At 61.4% G+C, this 14,593-nt stretch carries 16 protein-coding genes; 10 read left to right on the top strand and 6 right to left on the bottom strand.

The annotated features are described in order from the left end of the window. The first annotated feature begins 375 nt into the window (after positions 1–375). The 5 genes from K359_RS0125380 (at position 376) to K359_RS0125400 (ending at position 4,700) form a co-directional block, all read left to right on the top strand. Positions 376–981 carry a hypothetical protein gene (locus K359_RS0125380; protein WP_029081833.1) on the top strand — a complete coding sequence of 202 codons (606 nt, stop codon included), beginning with the start codon at positions 376–378 and terminating at the stop codon, positions 979–981. Positions 982–1,441: 460 nt separating this feature from the next. Continuing rightward, a complete protein-coding gene (locus K359_RS0125385; RefSeq protein WP_029081834.1) occupies positions 1,442–2,962 on the top strand; it encodes a DUF4118 domain-containing protein in 1,521 nt (506 codons plus the stop codon). Then, entirely contained in the window at positions 2,955–3,665 is a 711-nt protein-coding gene (locus K359_RS0125390; protein WP_029081835.1) for a response regulator, read from the top strand. Before K359_RS0125385 ends, K359_RS0125390 begins: the two co-directional genes overlap by 8 nt. Before the next feature lie 102 nt (positions 3,666–3,767). Further along, positions 3,768–3,890 carry a hypothetical protein gene (locus K359_RS65855; RefSeq protein WP_256375174.1) on the top strand — a complete coding sequence of 41 codons (123 nt, stop codon included), beginning with the start codon at positions 3,768–3,770 and terminating at the stop codon, positions 3,888–3,890. 360 nt (positions 3,891–4,250) lie between these two features. Then, a complete protein-coding gene (locus K359_RS0125400) occupies positions 4,251–4,700 on the top strand; it encodes a BLUF domain-containing protein (protein ID WP_029081836.1) in 450 nt (149 codons plus the stop codon). Between the two features lie 158 nt (positions 4,701–4,858). Here K359_RS0125400 and K359_RS57390 read toward each other — a convergent pair whose 3' ends face one another. From K359_RS57390 to K359_RS0125415, 3 genes are all read right to left on the bottom strand, one after another. After that, a complete protein-coding gene (locus K359_RS57390; protein WP_051346398.1) occupies positions 4,859–6,898 on the bottom strand; it encodes a hypothetical protein in 2,040 nt (679 codons plus the stop codon). 261 nt (positions 6,899–7,159) lie between these two features. After that, the gene (locus tag K359_RS53005; RefSeq protein WP_051346399.1) at positions 7,160–7,738 is read right to left on the bottom strand and encodes a calcium-binding protein; all 579 of its coding nucleotides are present in this window, start codon (positions 7,736–7,738) and stop codon (positions 7,160–7,162) included. A gap of 218 nt (positions 7,739–7,956) precedes the next feature. Beyond that, the gene (locus tag K359_RS0125415) at positions 7,957–8,253 is read right to left on the bottom strand and encodes a calcium-binding protein (RefSeq protein WP_029081837.1); all 297 of its coding nucleotides are present in this window, start codon (positions 8,251–8,253) and stop codon (positions 7,957–7,959) included. A gap of 130 nt (positions 8,254–8,383) precedes the next feature. Here K359_RS0125415 and K359_RS63390 point away from each other — a divergent pair, with 130 nt between their 5' ends. The 4 genes from K359_RS63390 to K359_RS63395 all read left to right on the top strand — a co-directional run bounded on the left by K359_RS63390 (position 8,384) and on the right by K359_RS63395 (position 11,001). Continuing rightward, positions 8,384–8,584: a hypothetical protein gene (locus tag K359_RS63390; RefSeq protein WP_165123593.1), complete on the top strand. Its 201-nt coding sequence runs from the start codon at positions 8,384–8,386 to the stop codon at positions 8,582–8,584. A gap of 249 nt (positions 8,585–8,833) precedes the next feature. Further along, complete coding sequence (locus tag K359_RS0125425) at positions 8,834–9,307, top strand: hypothetical protein (RefSeq protein WP_156928663.1); 474 nt, start codon at positions 8,834–8,836, stop codon at positions 9,305–9,307. A gap of 350 nt (positions 9,308–9,657) precedes the next feature. Next, complete coding sequence (locus K359_RS0125430) at positions 9,658–10,125, top strand: peptidoglycan-binding protein (protein WP_051346402.1); 468 nt, start codon at positions 9,658–9,660, stop codon at positions 10,123–10,125. 711 nt (positions 10,126–10,836) lie between these two features. Continuing rightward, on the top strand, positions 10,837–11,001 hold the full coding sequence (locus tag K359_RS63395; protein ID WP_165123591.1) for a hypothetical protein: 165 nt from the start codon (positions 10,837–10,839) through the stop codon (positions 10,999–11,001). A gap of 13 nt (positions 11,002–11,014) precedes the next feature. On the opposite strand, the gene K359_RS0125440 is transcribed toward K359_RS63395, so the two are convergent. Continuing rightward, the gene (locus tag K359_RS0125440) at positions 11,015–11,209 is read right to left on the bottom strand and encodes an aminoglycoside phosphotransferase family protein (RefSeq protein WP_371261183.1); all 195 of its coding nucleotides are present in this window, start codon (positions 11,207–11,209) and stop codon (positions 11,015–11,017) included. A 99-nt stretch (positions 11,210–11,308) separates the two neighbouring features. Here K359_RS0125440 and K359_RS0125445 point away from each other — a divergent pair, with 99 nt between their 5' ends. Next, positions 11,309–11,566: a hypothetical protein gene (locus tag K359_RS0125445; RefSeq protein WP_029081841.1), complete on the top strand. Its 258-nt coding sequence runs from the start codon at positions 11,309–11,311 to the stop codon at positions 11,564–11,566. Between the two features lie 37 nt (positions 11,567–11,603). Here the strand turns inward: K359_RS0125445 and K359_RS0125450 are convergent, their stop codons facing one another. Together K359_RS0125450 and K359_RS0125455 are read right to left on the bottom strand one after the other, a co-directional pair. After that, complete coding sequence (locus K359_RS0125450) at positions 11,604–12,947, bottom strand: sorbosone dehydrogenase family protein (RefSeq protein WP_029081842.1); 1,344 nt, start codon at positions 12,945–12,947, stop codon at positions 11,604–11,606. Between the two features lie 138 nt (positions 12,948–13,085). Further along, positions 13,086–14,579, bottom strand: a complete 1,494-nt coding sequence (locus tag K359_RS0125455; protein WP_035977064.1) for a sensor histidine kinase — start codon at positions 14,577–14,579, stop codon at positions 13,086–13,088. Between the last annotated feature and the right edge of the window lie 14 nt (positions 14,580–14,593).

The following is a 14,593-nucleotide window of genomic DNA, read 5'->3' on the forward strand; positions in this document are numbered from 1 at the left end:
CGCGTGTAACGTCTGCGTAATCATTCGTAGGGCGCTGAGAAAAAGGCGATACGGGTCTCCCCGCGCTTTCATTAAGATAAAATATCCGAAACACTTCTCGTCGCGTCGTTTGCTCGCAGAAACATCAGTTGCTCGCGCGCTTGCTCAAGAACTCGGCGAATATCTTGCTGTTTTGTGACATTCGCTGGTTGCATTGCGATAGATTTCCAGAACTCTGTGTCATTTCCGCCATAGCTCGGTCCGCATCCGATCCGTGCGCTATTTTATTGCTATGCAGATCGCCCTGAATGGAGATCGAAGATATACGCGCCCCGTGGCTAATCTCCCGGCATCGAGCGAATCTTTCGCATCGAGTGCAATGGAGCGCTCCGCGTCGTGGCGAACGTTACGAATGGTGCGAACGACGTCGCTCTCGCCGACGAGGTCAACGACGTCGATCTTGGCTTTCTGCCGGCCAATCTCACGGCGCAGTGCCGCAATCTGATCGAGAGCTATCACGACGTTCATGGCTACGCCTGCCTGCCCGACATGCTGTGGCGAGCGCGGCTCGGGCCGTTCATCGAACGGCATCGCGAATTCCGGCAATGGCTGCGGAAGGCTTCGACCACCCGAAGCGCCAAGAAATCCAACCAGGGCTTTGTCGAAATCGCGACCGCGATCCTGGCGCTGGAGATATTGGCGAGCAGTTTTGCCGGCTGGAGTGCGCTCTATCCCGACGCCGGTGCGCGGGCCCTCGCAATCCTGAAGCGGCAGTCAGGTTGCTCGCTGACCCCGCTGATGGACTTCTATCTCTATCCGCCGAAATACATCAGCTCGGCGGCGATCAGCAAATTGACGCCGCCCCGGGCCAGCCAGACCGGCGAGGCCGGCCTGTACCAGGCGTCGAAGCCGGAGCTTGCGGGGGTGCGGTTGGCCCTCAGCTATGTCAACGCGATACTCCAGAAGTCGGATGATGCCTCGCCCCTGCTTCACCAGCGTTGAAGCCGCCGCCTCGCGCCGTTGTCGCCACCGTGCCAGGGGGTGCCCCCGTCCAATCCGCCGCGGCCGGCCACGAACGCCGGGCCGCGGCTATTACTTTTATATTTCCTGCGCCCTCGAACAGCATAGCTTTTCTACCTCGTTCCGGAGGATGCTCCGATCGCTGGGTAGTTAGCGACATCGGGGCAGCAACCGACAGTCAAGCGTTGGATATTGTGTGCGGGCCCCGGCCGTTTTGACGGCGCAACGCCCTCGCCCCCACGTTTCTGTCGGATGTTGCCGGGGTGGATTTCGTGCTGGCCGGGAAGGCCATTGCGAGGATCTTCCGGTGTCTTTCTCTACGAAGGCGAAATCCTTGATTGATTCCCTGCCCCTGCTTCAACGGCTCGCAGACGTTAGCGCGCGCCCGGGCGAAGCCGGGCTACCATTCGTATCGAAATCCGATGAACGACCATCGTCGGTGATGCGGCGGGATTTCCTGCCTCTGCTCTGGTCGACCGGATTGATCGGCGCGGTCACGGCAGTCATGTTCGTGCTGGAGGGGCCGGTTGCGGCAAATCTGGTCCCGATCGCCTATCTGATCCCGGTCATCTTTGCGGCGACCCGGTGGGGCGTCTGGTCGGGCACGCTGGCGTCGCTGATGGCGATCGCCGCGGCGGATTTCTTTTTTTTCGCCCCGCTTTACAGCCTTCGGGTCGACAATCCGCAGGAAGCCATCGACCTCCTCGTCTTCCTCGTCGTCGCACTGGCAAGCAGCAATTTGGCATCGCGCCTGCGCCAGGAGACCGAGCGGCTGCGGCGTCGCGAGCGGGAAATCCAGCACCTCTATGAACTCTCGAAGCGACTCGCCGCCTGTTTCACCATCTCCGATCTGATCGACGCTATCAGCCACTATTTATCGAACACGCTCGGTCAGCGCGCGGCACTGTTCGTCGCATCTTCCGACGGGCATTTCGAATCCTTGCCGGAGTCGGGGCTCACCCCGCCCGCGGTCCAGGAAGCTGTCGCGGCCATGACGGCCACCGCCACCAAGACGGCGGGCAATATCGTCGATGAGCCGACACAGGATGTCTGGCTGCTGCGCGCCATCGGCTCGAACACGGTGGTGCACGGCGTCATCGCCATCAATGTCGGGCGCAGCCCGCGCGATGCGATCGGAAGCCGAACCGCAAGGATCGAGGCGGTGCTCGAGGAGGTCTCGCTGACGCTGCAGCGGCTCGATATCGGCAAGGCGATGGACGATGCCCGGCTGCATCTGCAGGCCGAACTGTTGCGGGACGCCTTCCACGGCACGCTCTCGCACGAGCTGTGCTCGCCGCTTGCCGCCATTCAGGGATCGGTCAGCGTCATGAGCGCGATGCCGGCCGTCGCTACCGACGATCGGCTCGGCTCGCTGGTCGAAGCTGTCACCGACGAGGTCGCCCGGCTCGACGGCTACATCCGCAATCTGCTGAACGCAACGCGCGTGACGGCCGGCGGGCTGACGCCCCGTCTCGAATGGTCCGACCCAAGCGACATCGTCAACGCCGCACTCAAGACCCGTGCGCGGCGGCTGGCGGCGCACCGGATCGAGATCGGATTCGACGACGACCTCCCGCTGCTCAATGTCGATACCGGTCTGATCGAGGAGGCCTGCGGCCAGCTGCTGGAAAACGCCGCCAAATACTCTCCGTCCGGGTCGACAATTTCCGTGCAGACCCGGCATGCCTCCGGGCGCGTCGTGATGTCGATCATCGACCAGGGGATCGGCGTCACGCCCGACGAGCAGCTCCAGCTCGGCCGCAAGTCGTTCCGAAGCCCACGCCATCAGACAAGCGTCCCCGGCTCGGGACTCGGCTTCTGGATCGCATCGACCTTCATCAGGGCGCATGGCGGTAGCGTTGAATTGATGAGTCGCGGCCAGGGTCTAGGGACGACGGCATCGATCTTGCTACCGGCGTTGCAGACCTCGGACCGGGAACTGGCGACCTACGACGATGAGTAATTCTCGGAATCTCGTCCTGCTGATCGACGACGAGCCCAAGATCCGGCGCTTCCTGCGTGCGGGCTTCGAGATCCACGGCTTCTCCGTGGCCGAGGCCGAGAACGCCGCCGAGGGGCTGAAGATCGCGACATTCAACGCGCCCGACCTCGTGATCCTCGACCTGGCTCTGCCCGACCTGCACGGCAGCGAAACGCTGGAACGGCTGCGCTCGTGGTCAAACGTCCCGGTGATCGTACTCTCCGTCGAAGCCGACGAAACTGAAAAGGTCCGCCTGCTGCAGGCAGGCGCGGACGACTACGTCGTCAAGCCGTTCGGCATGGCTGAACTGCTTGCGCGCAGTGACGCCGCCTTGCGCCGCTACTTCAAGAGCGCGACGGAGAATCCCGTCGTTGTGGTCGGGCCGCTCTCCGTCGATCTCGTTAGCCGGACCGTCGAGCTCAATACTGCCAGAATCAAACTGACGCGTAAGGAGTACCGGCTGCTTCACGTACTTGCGACGCATGTCGGTCTGGTGGTCACGCACGACCAGTTGCTTAAGGAGATATGGACGGGCAATCAGCGGGACAACATTCAGTACCTGCGTATCCTGGTACGCAAGCTGCGCCAGAAGATCGAGACCGATCCCAACCAGCCGCGCCTGCTGGTCACCGAATCGGGGGTTGGCTATCGACTCGAGAACCGGTTGGAGACCGAGGTGAATTGAGCGGCATAGTAATACAGGCAGGATCGTTCGCTCGAACAGAAATACACAAATAGTATATTTCCGGCTTAAAAGACCGTACTGTGCCCTAAAAAGGGGCGTCCGGTGCAATTTCTAATACAGCCATTCCACATCCTTGGGTTCGAAGGCCAGAACTGGATGTTGATCGTGGTGGGCGTGGTCGTCGCGTTTGTGCTGTTCGTCTGGGCGACACGGGATCGCGTCTAGTCCCCTTGCGGCTGAAGTGCGATGCTTTGCGTCAGCGCGCGCGTTGCACACGTTGAAAGGCTTGGGGCGGCTAAATTCTCATCGAATCACGTGGTGCCAGTTGCGCGTCCGTAGCCGGGACCGTGGATTTTGATCCAGCTGTGACAAAAAGAACTGCGATGTCAAATCGGTTGACCGGCCCCCCCTTCCGCCACTCCCCCGTGGTTCCCCGGAATCCATTTTGGTGTTGAAACGCGCTAACAGCCAAAAAGTCAGCGGTTGGTTTCCATCAAGATCGACTGTTTCAGATTTCCGTACGGTGCGCCGGCGTGACGCAGCCGCTTTTCATGTGAGCCGCGAATCCTCCGGAGGCACCTATCGATGTCGCAATCCGAGCATGCGTTAATCTATGTCAGTCGCAGCAACAGCAATGTGCGCGACAGTTCCGCGAGCGAGATCATTCGCAGCATACTCGCGCAGTCGCGCTCGAAGAATGCCAGGCTCGGCGTGACCGGCGCACTGCTCTTCAGCGAGGGTTATTTTTGCCAGGTCCTCGAAGGTGAGCGGGCTGCTGTCGAGGAAATCTTCAACGCGATCGAATGCGATGTCAGGCACCGGGACATCACCCTTCTGACCTTCAGGCCTTCGACACCGCGGCGCTTCCCGGATTGGTCGATGGCCTATGCCGGCTTCTCTGCCGGCCCGGATTGGACCCACAAGATGGAAGGTCTGCTTGCCAACCCATCGGCGATCGATGGCGATCGTTTCGGCCGTGAATTGCTCGTCTTGATGACAGATCTGGTCAGACAGCAGGAGATCGATGGCCCTTAGACGGGTTGTCGCTGCGAGAGCGCGCGCATGACGCGCTTCCGCATTCCGCCCCTGTAGAGGCATTTTCCCTGTTCCGATGGAATCGGAACGAGGCTCCAGATTCTTGTTTTGACGCGTTTTCTTCACGCGAACCGGTAGCCACTTCGCTCGAAAACGCCCTAGGAGAACGTAAAGTCCGTTGCCAGGAGCTGGCTCTTGTTCACGCCGATCAGCCAAATGGCCGTGTTCGCGTCGGCCGTAACAATGGAGAACGAACCGTAGTCCGTCGTAGCGGCGAGCACTTGATCAAAGCTCGTCAGCATCGTTCCTTGAAGCGCGATCAGGTCGTTTGCGACCTCGAAGTCATTCACGACATCGACGCCCGAATTCGCATTGAACAGCACCTTGTCATTCCCGCCGGGGCCAAGGAACAGGTAGTCAGTTCCGGCGCCTCCATCGAATGTGTCGTTTCCGGCCTCGCCGAGCAGGACGTCAACGCCGGCGCCGCCGTACATGATGTCGTCGCCGTCTCCCATGTAAAAATAGTCCTGACCATCTTCACCGGTCGCGACGTCGTTGCCTGCCGCCATCACGAAGATGTTGTTGCCGCCTCCGCCGAAGCCGGTGTCGTTGCCGACGTCACCGTAGAAATAGTCACCACCGTCTCCGCCGTATAGGTAGTCGTCGCCGGTTTCGCCAAGCAGCACGTCGACGCCGCCGCCGCCAACCAGAACATCGTTACCGGCGCCGCCATAGAGGTAGTCCTGATCGTCGCCACCATAGGCGACGTCATTGCCGTTGCCGGCCACAAGGACGTCGACCCCGGCGCCGCCGGAGAACACGTCGTTGCCGTCGCCGCCGTAGAAGTAGTCGTTGCTGGTGCCGCCGTAAGCCGTGTCGTTGCCGGCCAGCCCGACCAGAACGTCAGCTCCAGCCCCGCCTGCCAGGGTGTCGTTGCCCGCGCCGCCGTAGAGAAGGTCGTTCGTTGCCGGCCCCGAGGGATCGACCGGGGAAAACAGCGTGTTGGCCACCAGGCCGCCGACGGCATAATTGCCGTCAGCGAAATTCAGATACTCCCCGCTGTAGACCGTATCCGTGCCGTCGACGCCATCGACGACCACGGTGGTGCCACCATAGATCGAAATGCTGTAGGCCGCCCGGGGCGCGGAGAAATTGAAAAAGTCGGTGCCGGCGTCGCCCTGGAGGACATCGTTTCCGTCGCCGCCCGTGAGTGTGTCGTCACCTGCACCGCCATAGACGACATCGTTGCCCGATCCGGCGTCGATCACATCGAGGCCGTCGCCTCCGTAGAGCACGTCGGCTCCCGCCCCGCCCCGCAATGCGTCATTCCCGGCATCGCCGAACAGAGTATCGTTGCCGTCGTCGCCCGACAGCAGGTCGTTGCCCGCATCACCGTGGATGCTGTCGTTGCCGAGGCCACCGAACATCTGATCGTTGCCGTCGTTGAGCATGGCAACGTCGTCGCCAGCGGCTCCCGAGATAACGTCACCCGTGTTGAAGCCGCGAAAGATGTCGTTACCGCCCGTCCCGACCTGAATGAGTGTGGCGTAGCCGGTCCATTGCCAGGCTGAATCCTGGGATCCGCCGGTGCCTGGTCCATTGTACAGGTATGCAACCGCTTGAAGGTCCAGCGGTCCGAGGTGCGTCGGTTGCGTACCGGTATAGCTCATCACCGTCTGGGATTTATCGTCGAGACTCGGCGTCAGCGTCGGATCGCCATCAAACGGATGCTTGAAGCCGATCGCGTGTCCGATTTCATGCAGCATTAGCCCGATAGCGACGCGGCCATACTGGACGAACACGTCGCCGCCGATTTGATTGTCGTAGTCGTAGTTGATCGATACGTTCGGGTAATACCCAAATCCGCTGTAAATGGCGTATTTGGGGTCGGTAGAGAAATCTGCCGTCGTGAATCGGATATCGCCGAGACCTGCGGGCACCTCGAGAAAAACCAGACCGCTTGCGGCCGCCCATTGTTGCAACGCCGCCCGCGCGACGGCCTTCTCGTCCTCGGTAAAGGGTCGAAGGCTGTTCTTGAAGGCCTGGGTATCTGACGAAGCAAGCTCGGCCGCCGAAATGGTTGTGTCGAACGAAAAGCTGACGAATGCAGGCCTGCCAGGAAGCGACGCTCCCGAAACCGAATTGCCCCACCATGAGTTGCCGGACAAAATTGCGGTGAAGTCGCTGACAACCGTCATAAATACCCCCGAATGCAACCTTAAAATGCGTACTATTTCATCGGGCCCCCTGCTTCGCAAGCGCGATCCCGGCGGCTGGGGAGAAAAGCCAGGGCCGGATCGCACTGCTCCGAATGATGGCCGGGTCGTCGCCGATGTCCGGTGGTCGCCGGCGAGTATCAGCGCAGCAGGAGGCGCCGGCCGGCACAACGCCAACGCGCCGGTGAGCTCTCGGCCAGATGCAACGTGATCCTGTTGTTGGCGTGATCGATCAGCGGTCCGCTAGCTCACGATGTTGAAGTTCGCCGCCGTGACCGTAGCTGCCGTTGCACCGTTCAGCCAGATCGCGGTGTCGGCATCAATCTGGACCACGAAGTAAGCGCCGTTCTGATATGAGTGCGAGAGCACGTCGGCGAAGGACGCGAAGCCGGAGCCGTTCAATTGCACGACGTCCAAGCCCGGCGTCCAGTCCTGCACGACCTGCACCCCGGGAACGTCGGTGACAACGAAGGTGTCGTTGCCCACGCCGGTGCCCGGACCGCCGCCGTTTCCGCCGAAATAGTAATTCACGCCGGCGCCGCCATACATCACGTCGTTGCCGGCCCCGCCGTAGAGGTAGTCGTTACCTTCGTAGCCGTAGGCGGTATCGTCGCCGGCATCGCCAATCAGAACGTCGTAGGCGTTGGAGCCGACGGCGACGTCGTTGCCGTCGCCGCCATAGGCGGTGCCGCCGCCGGAAGGCATGTAGAGATAATCGTTGCCCGCATTGCCTTCGAGGAGGTCGACGCCCTGATCACCGATGAGGATGTCCGCAGATTGTCCGCCGTAGATGCTGTCGTTGCCCTGTCCTCCGTAGGCCATCACGGTTTCGTTGGATGACCCAGACCCGCTGATGATGATCGCGTCGTTTCCGTCGCCACCCTGGATGACAATGAGGCCGCTTAGGCCGATGGGCCCGTCACCGATCGTGTCGTCGCCGCCACCGCCGTCGATCGCGGAGCCGTGTCCAGTGATGGTGTCGTTACCGAGGCCGCCATAAGCGCGACCCGTGTCGAAAAAACCATCCCAGCCCGTTGAGATTATATCATTGCCTTCGCCACCGTAGGCGATGCCCCCGACGCCTGGATCGAGTCGTCGCCGCCATCTCCCGTTAAGGTGGCGTCGTAGCCGGAAAGCGTGTCATTGCCTTCGCCACCATAGACAGTGTCGTTATGAAAAGAACTCGAACTGAGACTGTCGTTGCCATTGCCGCCATAGACAACGCTCCCGGTCATCGTCGCGGCGAGCGTATCGTTGCCGTCCAGACCGTAAAGGACGTCCTCACCAGCAGCGGCCGTGTGGTTGTCGTCGCCGAGCGTTCCAATGTAGGTGGTCACAAAATCTCCTTCCGGAGCTGAAAGTAATGCCGAAAGGTTAGCAGCGAGATGGCCTCGACGCGAGTGTCGTCCGAGGCACAACCGGGCTCCGGAGTTGTCGTCCGTGCTCTCGTGGAACTCCGTGCCCTCGTTGATCGACGTGCTGTCAGGTCTGCCGGATGAACTCCACGATCAGGTCGAAGCAGCAATACCCGACGCCCGCGAGAGGCTGGACCCGCGCCGCGGGGAAGATCGCGGAAAACGGCGGCAGGAATTGTTCGGCGTGCAACGTGCCATCGGCTTCGCCCCAGATCGCAAGCACCGGCATGCCGCGGATGGCGTCACTGCTTGACCTATCGCCTCAAATCGTTACCATTTAATACAACATATTTGGCACGAGATTTGCGGAGTAATTTTTAAGAACCAACCCAGTTTGACAACTTTTTCCGCATTAGCGGAACAAGTAGGCAATAGCGATGGAACCCGATATCGGTGAACCTCTTCGGCGACATGAAGTCGTCCCTTTGAATGAGCCCGTGATCAACCCTGAACCGCCGGGTGTCCCTGCGGCCCCGACGAAAGTTCCAGAAAAGGAACCTGCATGAGCTTTGCTGTCGGCGAGATTGTAGGCCACCGGTATTGGGTTGTCTCTTGGGGCGGGAACCTGTTTGGCCCCCACAGCTGGCGCCATTGGCACCCTGAAGAACCGATGTCCGGTGGCAATTTGAGCCGTGGCGGTCATGCCGGTGTGTTTGCGCTCAAGACCAAGGACTTGGTCAATAGCTTCCTTGCGAGCGCATCAGCACGAAGAGAGCTCGCCAGGATGTGGCGGTCGCCTCCGCTGCTTCCGTCCGCCGACCAGCGAAGTGCAGTAGCTCTTGCAATCGGCACGATCTCTATGTGGGGCACCATTTGGGAGCATGAGTCGGGCTTCCGTGCTCAGTTCGGGCGCGTGCGAACGATTGATGAGTGGCTTGCAGGTGATGAATTCGAACAGCGCCAAACGGAGGGCGTGCTGCTTCAACGGTTGCGAGAGACATATGGCTGTGCTTCCAGCCAGGTCGTGAATTCTTAGGGTCGTCTAGTTTACGTCTCCGTTCGCCACAACTAGCCGATAGGCGGCGGCGCACTTCGCACATCTGAAGCCGTCCGCACTCGTGCGTCGCCTCTCGATGTGCGCAGGTGCCAACATGGGCAGCAGACCGTTTGGGCAGGAGACTGTCTTGTTGGATCAGAGCTCGCCATTTCTTCCCTCACCCACAAACCGGCGTCTAGATTCGGCACACCACCATGTGCTTGCGATCGGCCCGTTAGCTGAAGGTTGTAGATCGTTCGTCCCCACGCTAAGATAGTAGACGCGTATTATACGCGCTTAAGTTGGCTAAAATACCAATCATTGCACCTGTAACCAATGGAGTGATTGCTATGGCCGATCCTATCATCAAGTTAGGCTCGAAAGGTGATGCGGTTAAGAAGGCACAGAAAGCCTTGATCGAAAGATATTACCTCGCCGTCGGAACAGACGACGGCATCTTTGGTCATGTGACCGACTTTGCCGTCAGGAGTTATCAGAATGATCGCTCCGTGGGGCATTTCAACGCCTTCTCATTTCCCCTGGTCATTGACGGCATCGTGGGTCAGCAAACTTGGCACAGGCTAACGCCCGACACGGTCAAGAAGGGCTCGAAGGGTAGTGGCGTGAGACTCCTGCAGGATATACTCAAATCCTTCTCGGACCCCAATCTTGATCCTGGGCCCGTTGACGGCGATTTCGGCCCGCTCACTGAGGCCGCGGTGAAAGCGTTCCAGGGATTCGGTGTTGATTTCGATGGTAACCCCTTGAAGGTCGACGGCATCGTCGGTCCGAAGACGTGGACCGCACTCTGGAGTTGATCAAGCATGCGAAACCTCGGCTCGGCCTCCTCGCGATGCTCCATATCATGCAGCTTTTGCAAAGATAGCGGGATCGCTTAAGGCCGATCCGATCCATGTGTGTGCGCCTTGCGCACACACATGGAGATCATAGCGCTCTCTTCGTCATCCTGTTGGCGCCCGGCATTTTACGAAATTCGTTCGGCCATAGAGCCGTTGAAACGGCGACCATTTGCGGCTAGCTGCTCCGACGGTGCCAGGAATTTCAATGTCGTCGCTGTATTGTTCGGCAATGAAGCCACTCTCTTTCCATCAGACGACCATCTCATGTTCCACGCGACTGTCTCATCACCTCAGATTTGCGGGCGTCGAGATCGGTTTCGCGGCGGCTGCCGTTCTGACGGCCGGTGACGTCACGTGACCTACGGCCGTCCCTTCCCGTTGTGCTCTCAGTTGCCGCGATCGCGAGCCAGACTTGGCGAAGCTGAAAGTCGCCTCAGCGAAATCGCGAGCCTGCCCTCGGCCTAGCACACGCGCGATCATGTCTCGCGGATGAACTCCGCGATCCGCCTCGCGACAGCCTCGGGGGCATCCTTGAAGCGGCAATGCCCGACATCGGCGTCGACTTAGGAAAGCAACCGCGTAGGAAGCGAGCGCGATGCGCACGCTCCGTCAATGGCAACCGGATATTAACCCTCCTTGCCGCAGCATCCGCGCGTGGAGGTATGACCAATGCAGACATTCCGGATTTCGCTGAGTGATGGGACGCGGAAATTCCACACGGTGATTCAGGCCCCTGATTCAGCCTCCGCGCACATCAAGGCCGCCTACTTCTTCGACACCTCGAAGTGGCGGATTCTCAGTGTTTCACTGACCACCGCCGCGATGGCCGCGTAAGCTTCCACAAACGCTAGCCTGTTCGGTCGAGTTCGGCGGCGGCAAGCGGTGCGATCGCAAGGTCGATCTCGGCCAACGGATCGCCGTCACCGAGAAACCAGGCCGCCGACAAGCCGGTCCAGGCGACGATCCATGACAGCAGGCGCCGGCGATCGAGCCGTGCGGCCTCCACGACGATGTCGAGACGCCGCGCAAAGCGCAGGCCCAACTCGAACCGGTTCCCCCGCCGCCTGCCCATGTTGGCTGATGACAGCCCCCACCCATCTCGCGCTACAATGTCGCAGCCGGTGCTACGGAGGGTGTGGTGATGCCGCGAAAGGGAATTACCGGACACGACGATTGGGTGGTCACGGAGGCCCTGGCCACGGCGCTGGTCGCGCTCGAGCAGCTGCCGTCGAAACATCAGCCGCGCGCGCATATGGAGGATGTCCGGAAAATCCTGACCTCGAGATGTGAAGCCGGCGCCGTCACGCTGCATCTTGCGCAGGCCAAGTGCCGGTTGTTTCCGGATACCGATCCGCTGACCATCTACGAGGAATACGGCCTCAAGGATGGACTGGGATAGCTGCCGGTGCCGCAGCGGCTGACTGACTATCGAACCGCTATTCGTGGCTAACGCGCCAGATCGTGCCGTTGCCGTCTTCCGAGACCAGCAGCGCGCCGTCACGCGCCACGGTCACCCCGACCGGTCGGCCCCAGACCTGATTGTCGCCGATGACAAAGCCTGTGACGAAATCCTCGTACTCGCCGGTCGGCACCCCGTCCTTCAGCCTGATGCGGATGACCTTGTAGCCGGTACGCTTCGACCGATTCCACGAACCGTGTTCGGCCGCAAAGGCATCGCCGCGATATTCAGGCGGAAAGCTGCTGCCGGTGTAGAAGGTCAAGCCGAGCGAGGCCGAGTGGGCCTGCAGCAGGACGTCGGGCACCGTCACCTTGTCCTTGAGGTCGGGTCGCGCGCCGGCATGCGCCGGGTCTTCATTGGCGCCGATGTAGTACCACGGCCAGCCATAGAACGCGCCCTCGCGGACCCGCGTTACATAGTCGGGAACGAGGTTATCGCCGCGGCCGTCGCGCTCGTTGGTCGAGCACCACGGCGTGCCGCTTCCGGGCTGGATAGCGAGGCCCACGCAGTTGCGGATTCCCGTGGCGAACAGCTTCTGGTTCTTGCCGTTAGGATCAAAGGCGAGCACCGCGGCGCGGTCGGTCTCGGCCCCCCAGGCCGCGCCAAGTGCGTGGTCGCGGCTCCAGGCCTCGATGCCATCCGGAGGCCGGCCAAGACCCTCGCCTGCGTTGCCGGCAGAGCCGACCGATACCAGCATCCGCTTGTCGTCGGGCGTGAACACGATGTCGCGCGTGAAATGGTCGTAGCCGTGCGGAAGATTTGCGACGATGGTCTCGGGCTTTCCCGACGCCTTGAGGTCACCGTTGCGGTAGGCAAAGCGCACGACGCTGTCGGTATTGGCGACATAGAGCCATTGCGGATTGTCGCCGCTTGGAAAGAACGCGATGCCAAACGGCCGGTTCAATCCGGTTGCGTAGACGTCATTGGTCGCAGGCTTGGTGGCGCCGTCGGCGCCGCGCAGGATACGAATGCGGCCGGAGCTGGTCTCCACGACAAAGATATCGCCATTGGGCGCAGTCCGGATGATCCGCGGCCCGTTCAGCCCGCTTGCAAACAACTCGATCTTGAACCCTCCCGGCACCTGCAGCACCGCCGAGGTGGGTCGCTGCACGACGCGCGACGAATTGCTGCTGGAGGCCGTTGCGCCCGGCCTGGGCAGGTCCTGCGGTGTGATCAGGCGCACCGTGCCGGGCTTGTCGCGCTGCCAGTCGCCAAAGGCCTCGGCACCTCTGAGCACGGGTTCGGCGCCCGATCGCGTGATGCTGATGGCTGCGAGGATAACGGCGGCAACGCTGACGCCGGCAAGATTGGCCTTACGCATAAGCTCCTCGCGCGATGTCCCTGTCAGTCGTGCTGCTCATAGCGCAATTCGACCGCCGGCCGCGTTCACAATGTCGTCGCATCAATGTCCGTTGGGGAGACGTCGTCACATCAATCGACGCGCGCTTCGCGAGTTGCGCTACACGGCTCTGGAAATGACCACAGGCTTGCGCTCGGCTGCCGACGGCTCGCGAAACGCCGGCGTCTCTCCAAGCGGCGGCTTGAGAGGAACCGTGAGCCGGCATATTAGGCCTTCGGCGCGCCAGTCGAAGTCGGCCCGTCCGCCGAGCTGGGTCTCGATGCTGGCGATCACGCTTCGCGTGCCGAAACCTTTCTGCTTCGGTTTGGTCACCAGCGGCCCGCCGGATTCCACCCAAGCCAGGATCAGCGTCTCGTCGTGCACTTCCCAGGTGATCGCGAGCCGGCCCGACAACACCGACAGGCTGCCGTATTTCGCGGAGTTGGTGACGAGCTCATGCAGCGCCAACGCCAGCGTCTGTGCGGTCGCGGGCTGCAACTGCACCTCGCCGCCGGCGATCTGGATCTGGCCGGCCTCGGAATAGGGCGCGATCTCCTCGGTCACTAGCCGGCGGACTTCGGCGCCCTGCCAGCTCGACAGCGACAACACAGTATGGACGCGCGCCAGCGCCGTGATGCGGCCCTCGACCGCCCGCACATAGGCGGTGACGTTCTGCGCGCGCGTCAGCCGCACGATCGATTGCGCCAGCGCGAGGGCGTTCTTGGCGCGATGGTCGACCTCGCGGGTCAGGAGGGTCTGCCGTTCCTCGGCCTTCTTGCGATCGGTGATGTCGACGGTGACGCCGCTGACCCGCACCACCCTGCCATTCCTGTCGCTGGTCGCCGCAGCCGTGCCGACACACCAGCGCACCTCGCCGTCCGGCCGCATGACGCGGAATTCGGCTTCATACGACGTCTGCCCGTCACCGAACCCGGCCCAGGCTTGCCGTAGTTCTTCGACATCGTCGGGGTGAAACAGCGCCTGGATATTGTCGGAGGTCAGCGCGAAGGATTTCGGGTCAACGCCGAAGATCTTGTATTGCCCCTCGTCCCACATCCAGTCGCCGTTGACCCAATCCCAGTCCCACGAGCCCATCTTGCCGGCGGCAATCGCCATGCTGCGGCGCGCCTCGCTTTCGACCAGCCGCGTGGTCGACTGCTCGAGCTCGGCGGTGCGCGCGCGCACACGGTCCTCGAGCTCGGAATTGAGGCGTTCGAGCTGGCGGGTCTTGCGGTAGAGCTCGGCGAACACGCGGATCTTCGCCCGCAGCACCTCGGGCACGACGGGCACCGGCACGTAATCGACCGCGCCCATCTCGTAGCCGCGCAGCCGGTCGATATCGCTGACCTGGATCGCCGAGATGAAGATCATCGCGGTCTTCTGGAAACGCGGATGCTCGCGGATCATCGCTGCGAGCTCGAAGCCGTCGAGCTCGGGCATGCAGACGTCGACCAGGATGACCGCGACTTCGTTCTTGAGCAGGAATTCGAGCGCTTCGCGGCCCGACGATGCGGCGACAAGCGTTTCGCCGAGCTCCTTCAGGATCACCTCATAAGCCAGCAGCTTGGCCGGCTGGTCATCGACCAGAAGGATGTTTACCTTTTCATGGTCCATCATATTCGATCGCC

It is taken from the genome of Bradyrhizobium sp. th-b2, from assembly GCF_000426785.1.
Taxonomy (GTDB): Bacteria; Pseudomonadota; Alphaproteobacteria; order Rhizobiales; family Xanthobacteraceae; genus Bradyrhizobium; species Bradyrhizobium septentrionale.

Coding starts and splice junctions, on each gene's coding strand:
- K359_RS0125455 (WP_035977064.1), bottom strand. CDS start 14,579: ATGGACCATGAAAAGGTAAACATCCTTCTGGTCGATGACCAGCCGGCC.
- K359_RS0125385 (WP_029081834.1), top strand. CDS start 1,442: ATGCGGCGGGATTTCCTGCCTCTGCTCTGGTCGACCGGATTGATCGGC.
- K359_RS0125445 (WP_029081841.1), top strand. CDS start 11,309: ATGCCGCGAAAGGGAATTACCGGACACGACGATTGGGTGGTCACGGAG.
- K359_RS0125430 (WP_051346402.1), top strand. CDS start 9,658: ATGGCCGATCCTATCATCAAGTTAGGCTCGAAAGGTGATGCGGTTAAG.
- K359_RS0125390 (WP_029081835.1), top strand. CDS start 2,955: ATGAGTAATTCTCGGAATCTCGTCCTGCTGATCGACGACGAGCCCAAG.
- K359_RS53005 (WP_051346399.1), bottom strand. CDS start 7,738: ATGGCCTACGGAGGACAGGGCAACGACAGCATCTACGGCGGACAATCT.
- K359_RS0125425 (WP_156928663.1), top strand. CDS start 8,834: ATGAGCTTTGCTGTCGGCGAGATTGTAGGCCACCGGTATTGGGTTGTC.
- K359_RS0125400 (WP_029081836.1), top strand. CDS start 4,251: ATGTCGCAATCCGAGCATGCGTTAATCTATGTCAGTCGCAGCAACAGC.
- K359_RS57390 (WP_051346398.1), bottom strand. CDS start 6,898: ATGACGGTTGTCAGCGACTTCACCGCAATTTTGTCCGGCAACTCATGG.
- K359_RS63395 (WP_165123591.1), top strand. CDS start 10,837: ATGCAGACATTCCGGATTTCGCTGAGTGATGGGACGCGGAAATTCCAC.
- K359_RS0125450 (WP_029081842.1), bottom strand. CDS start 12,947: ATGCGTAAGGCCAATCTTGCCGGCGTCAGCGTTGCCGCCGTTATCCTC.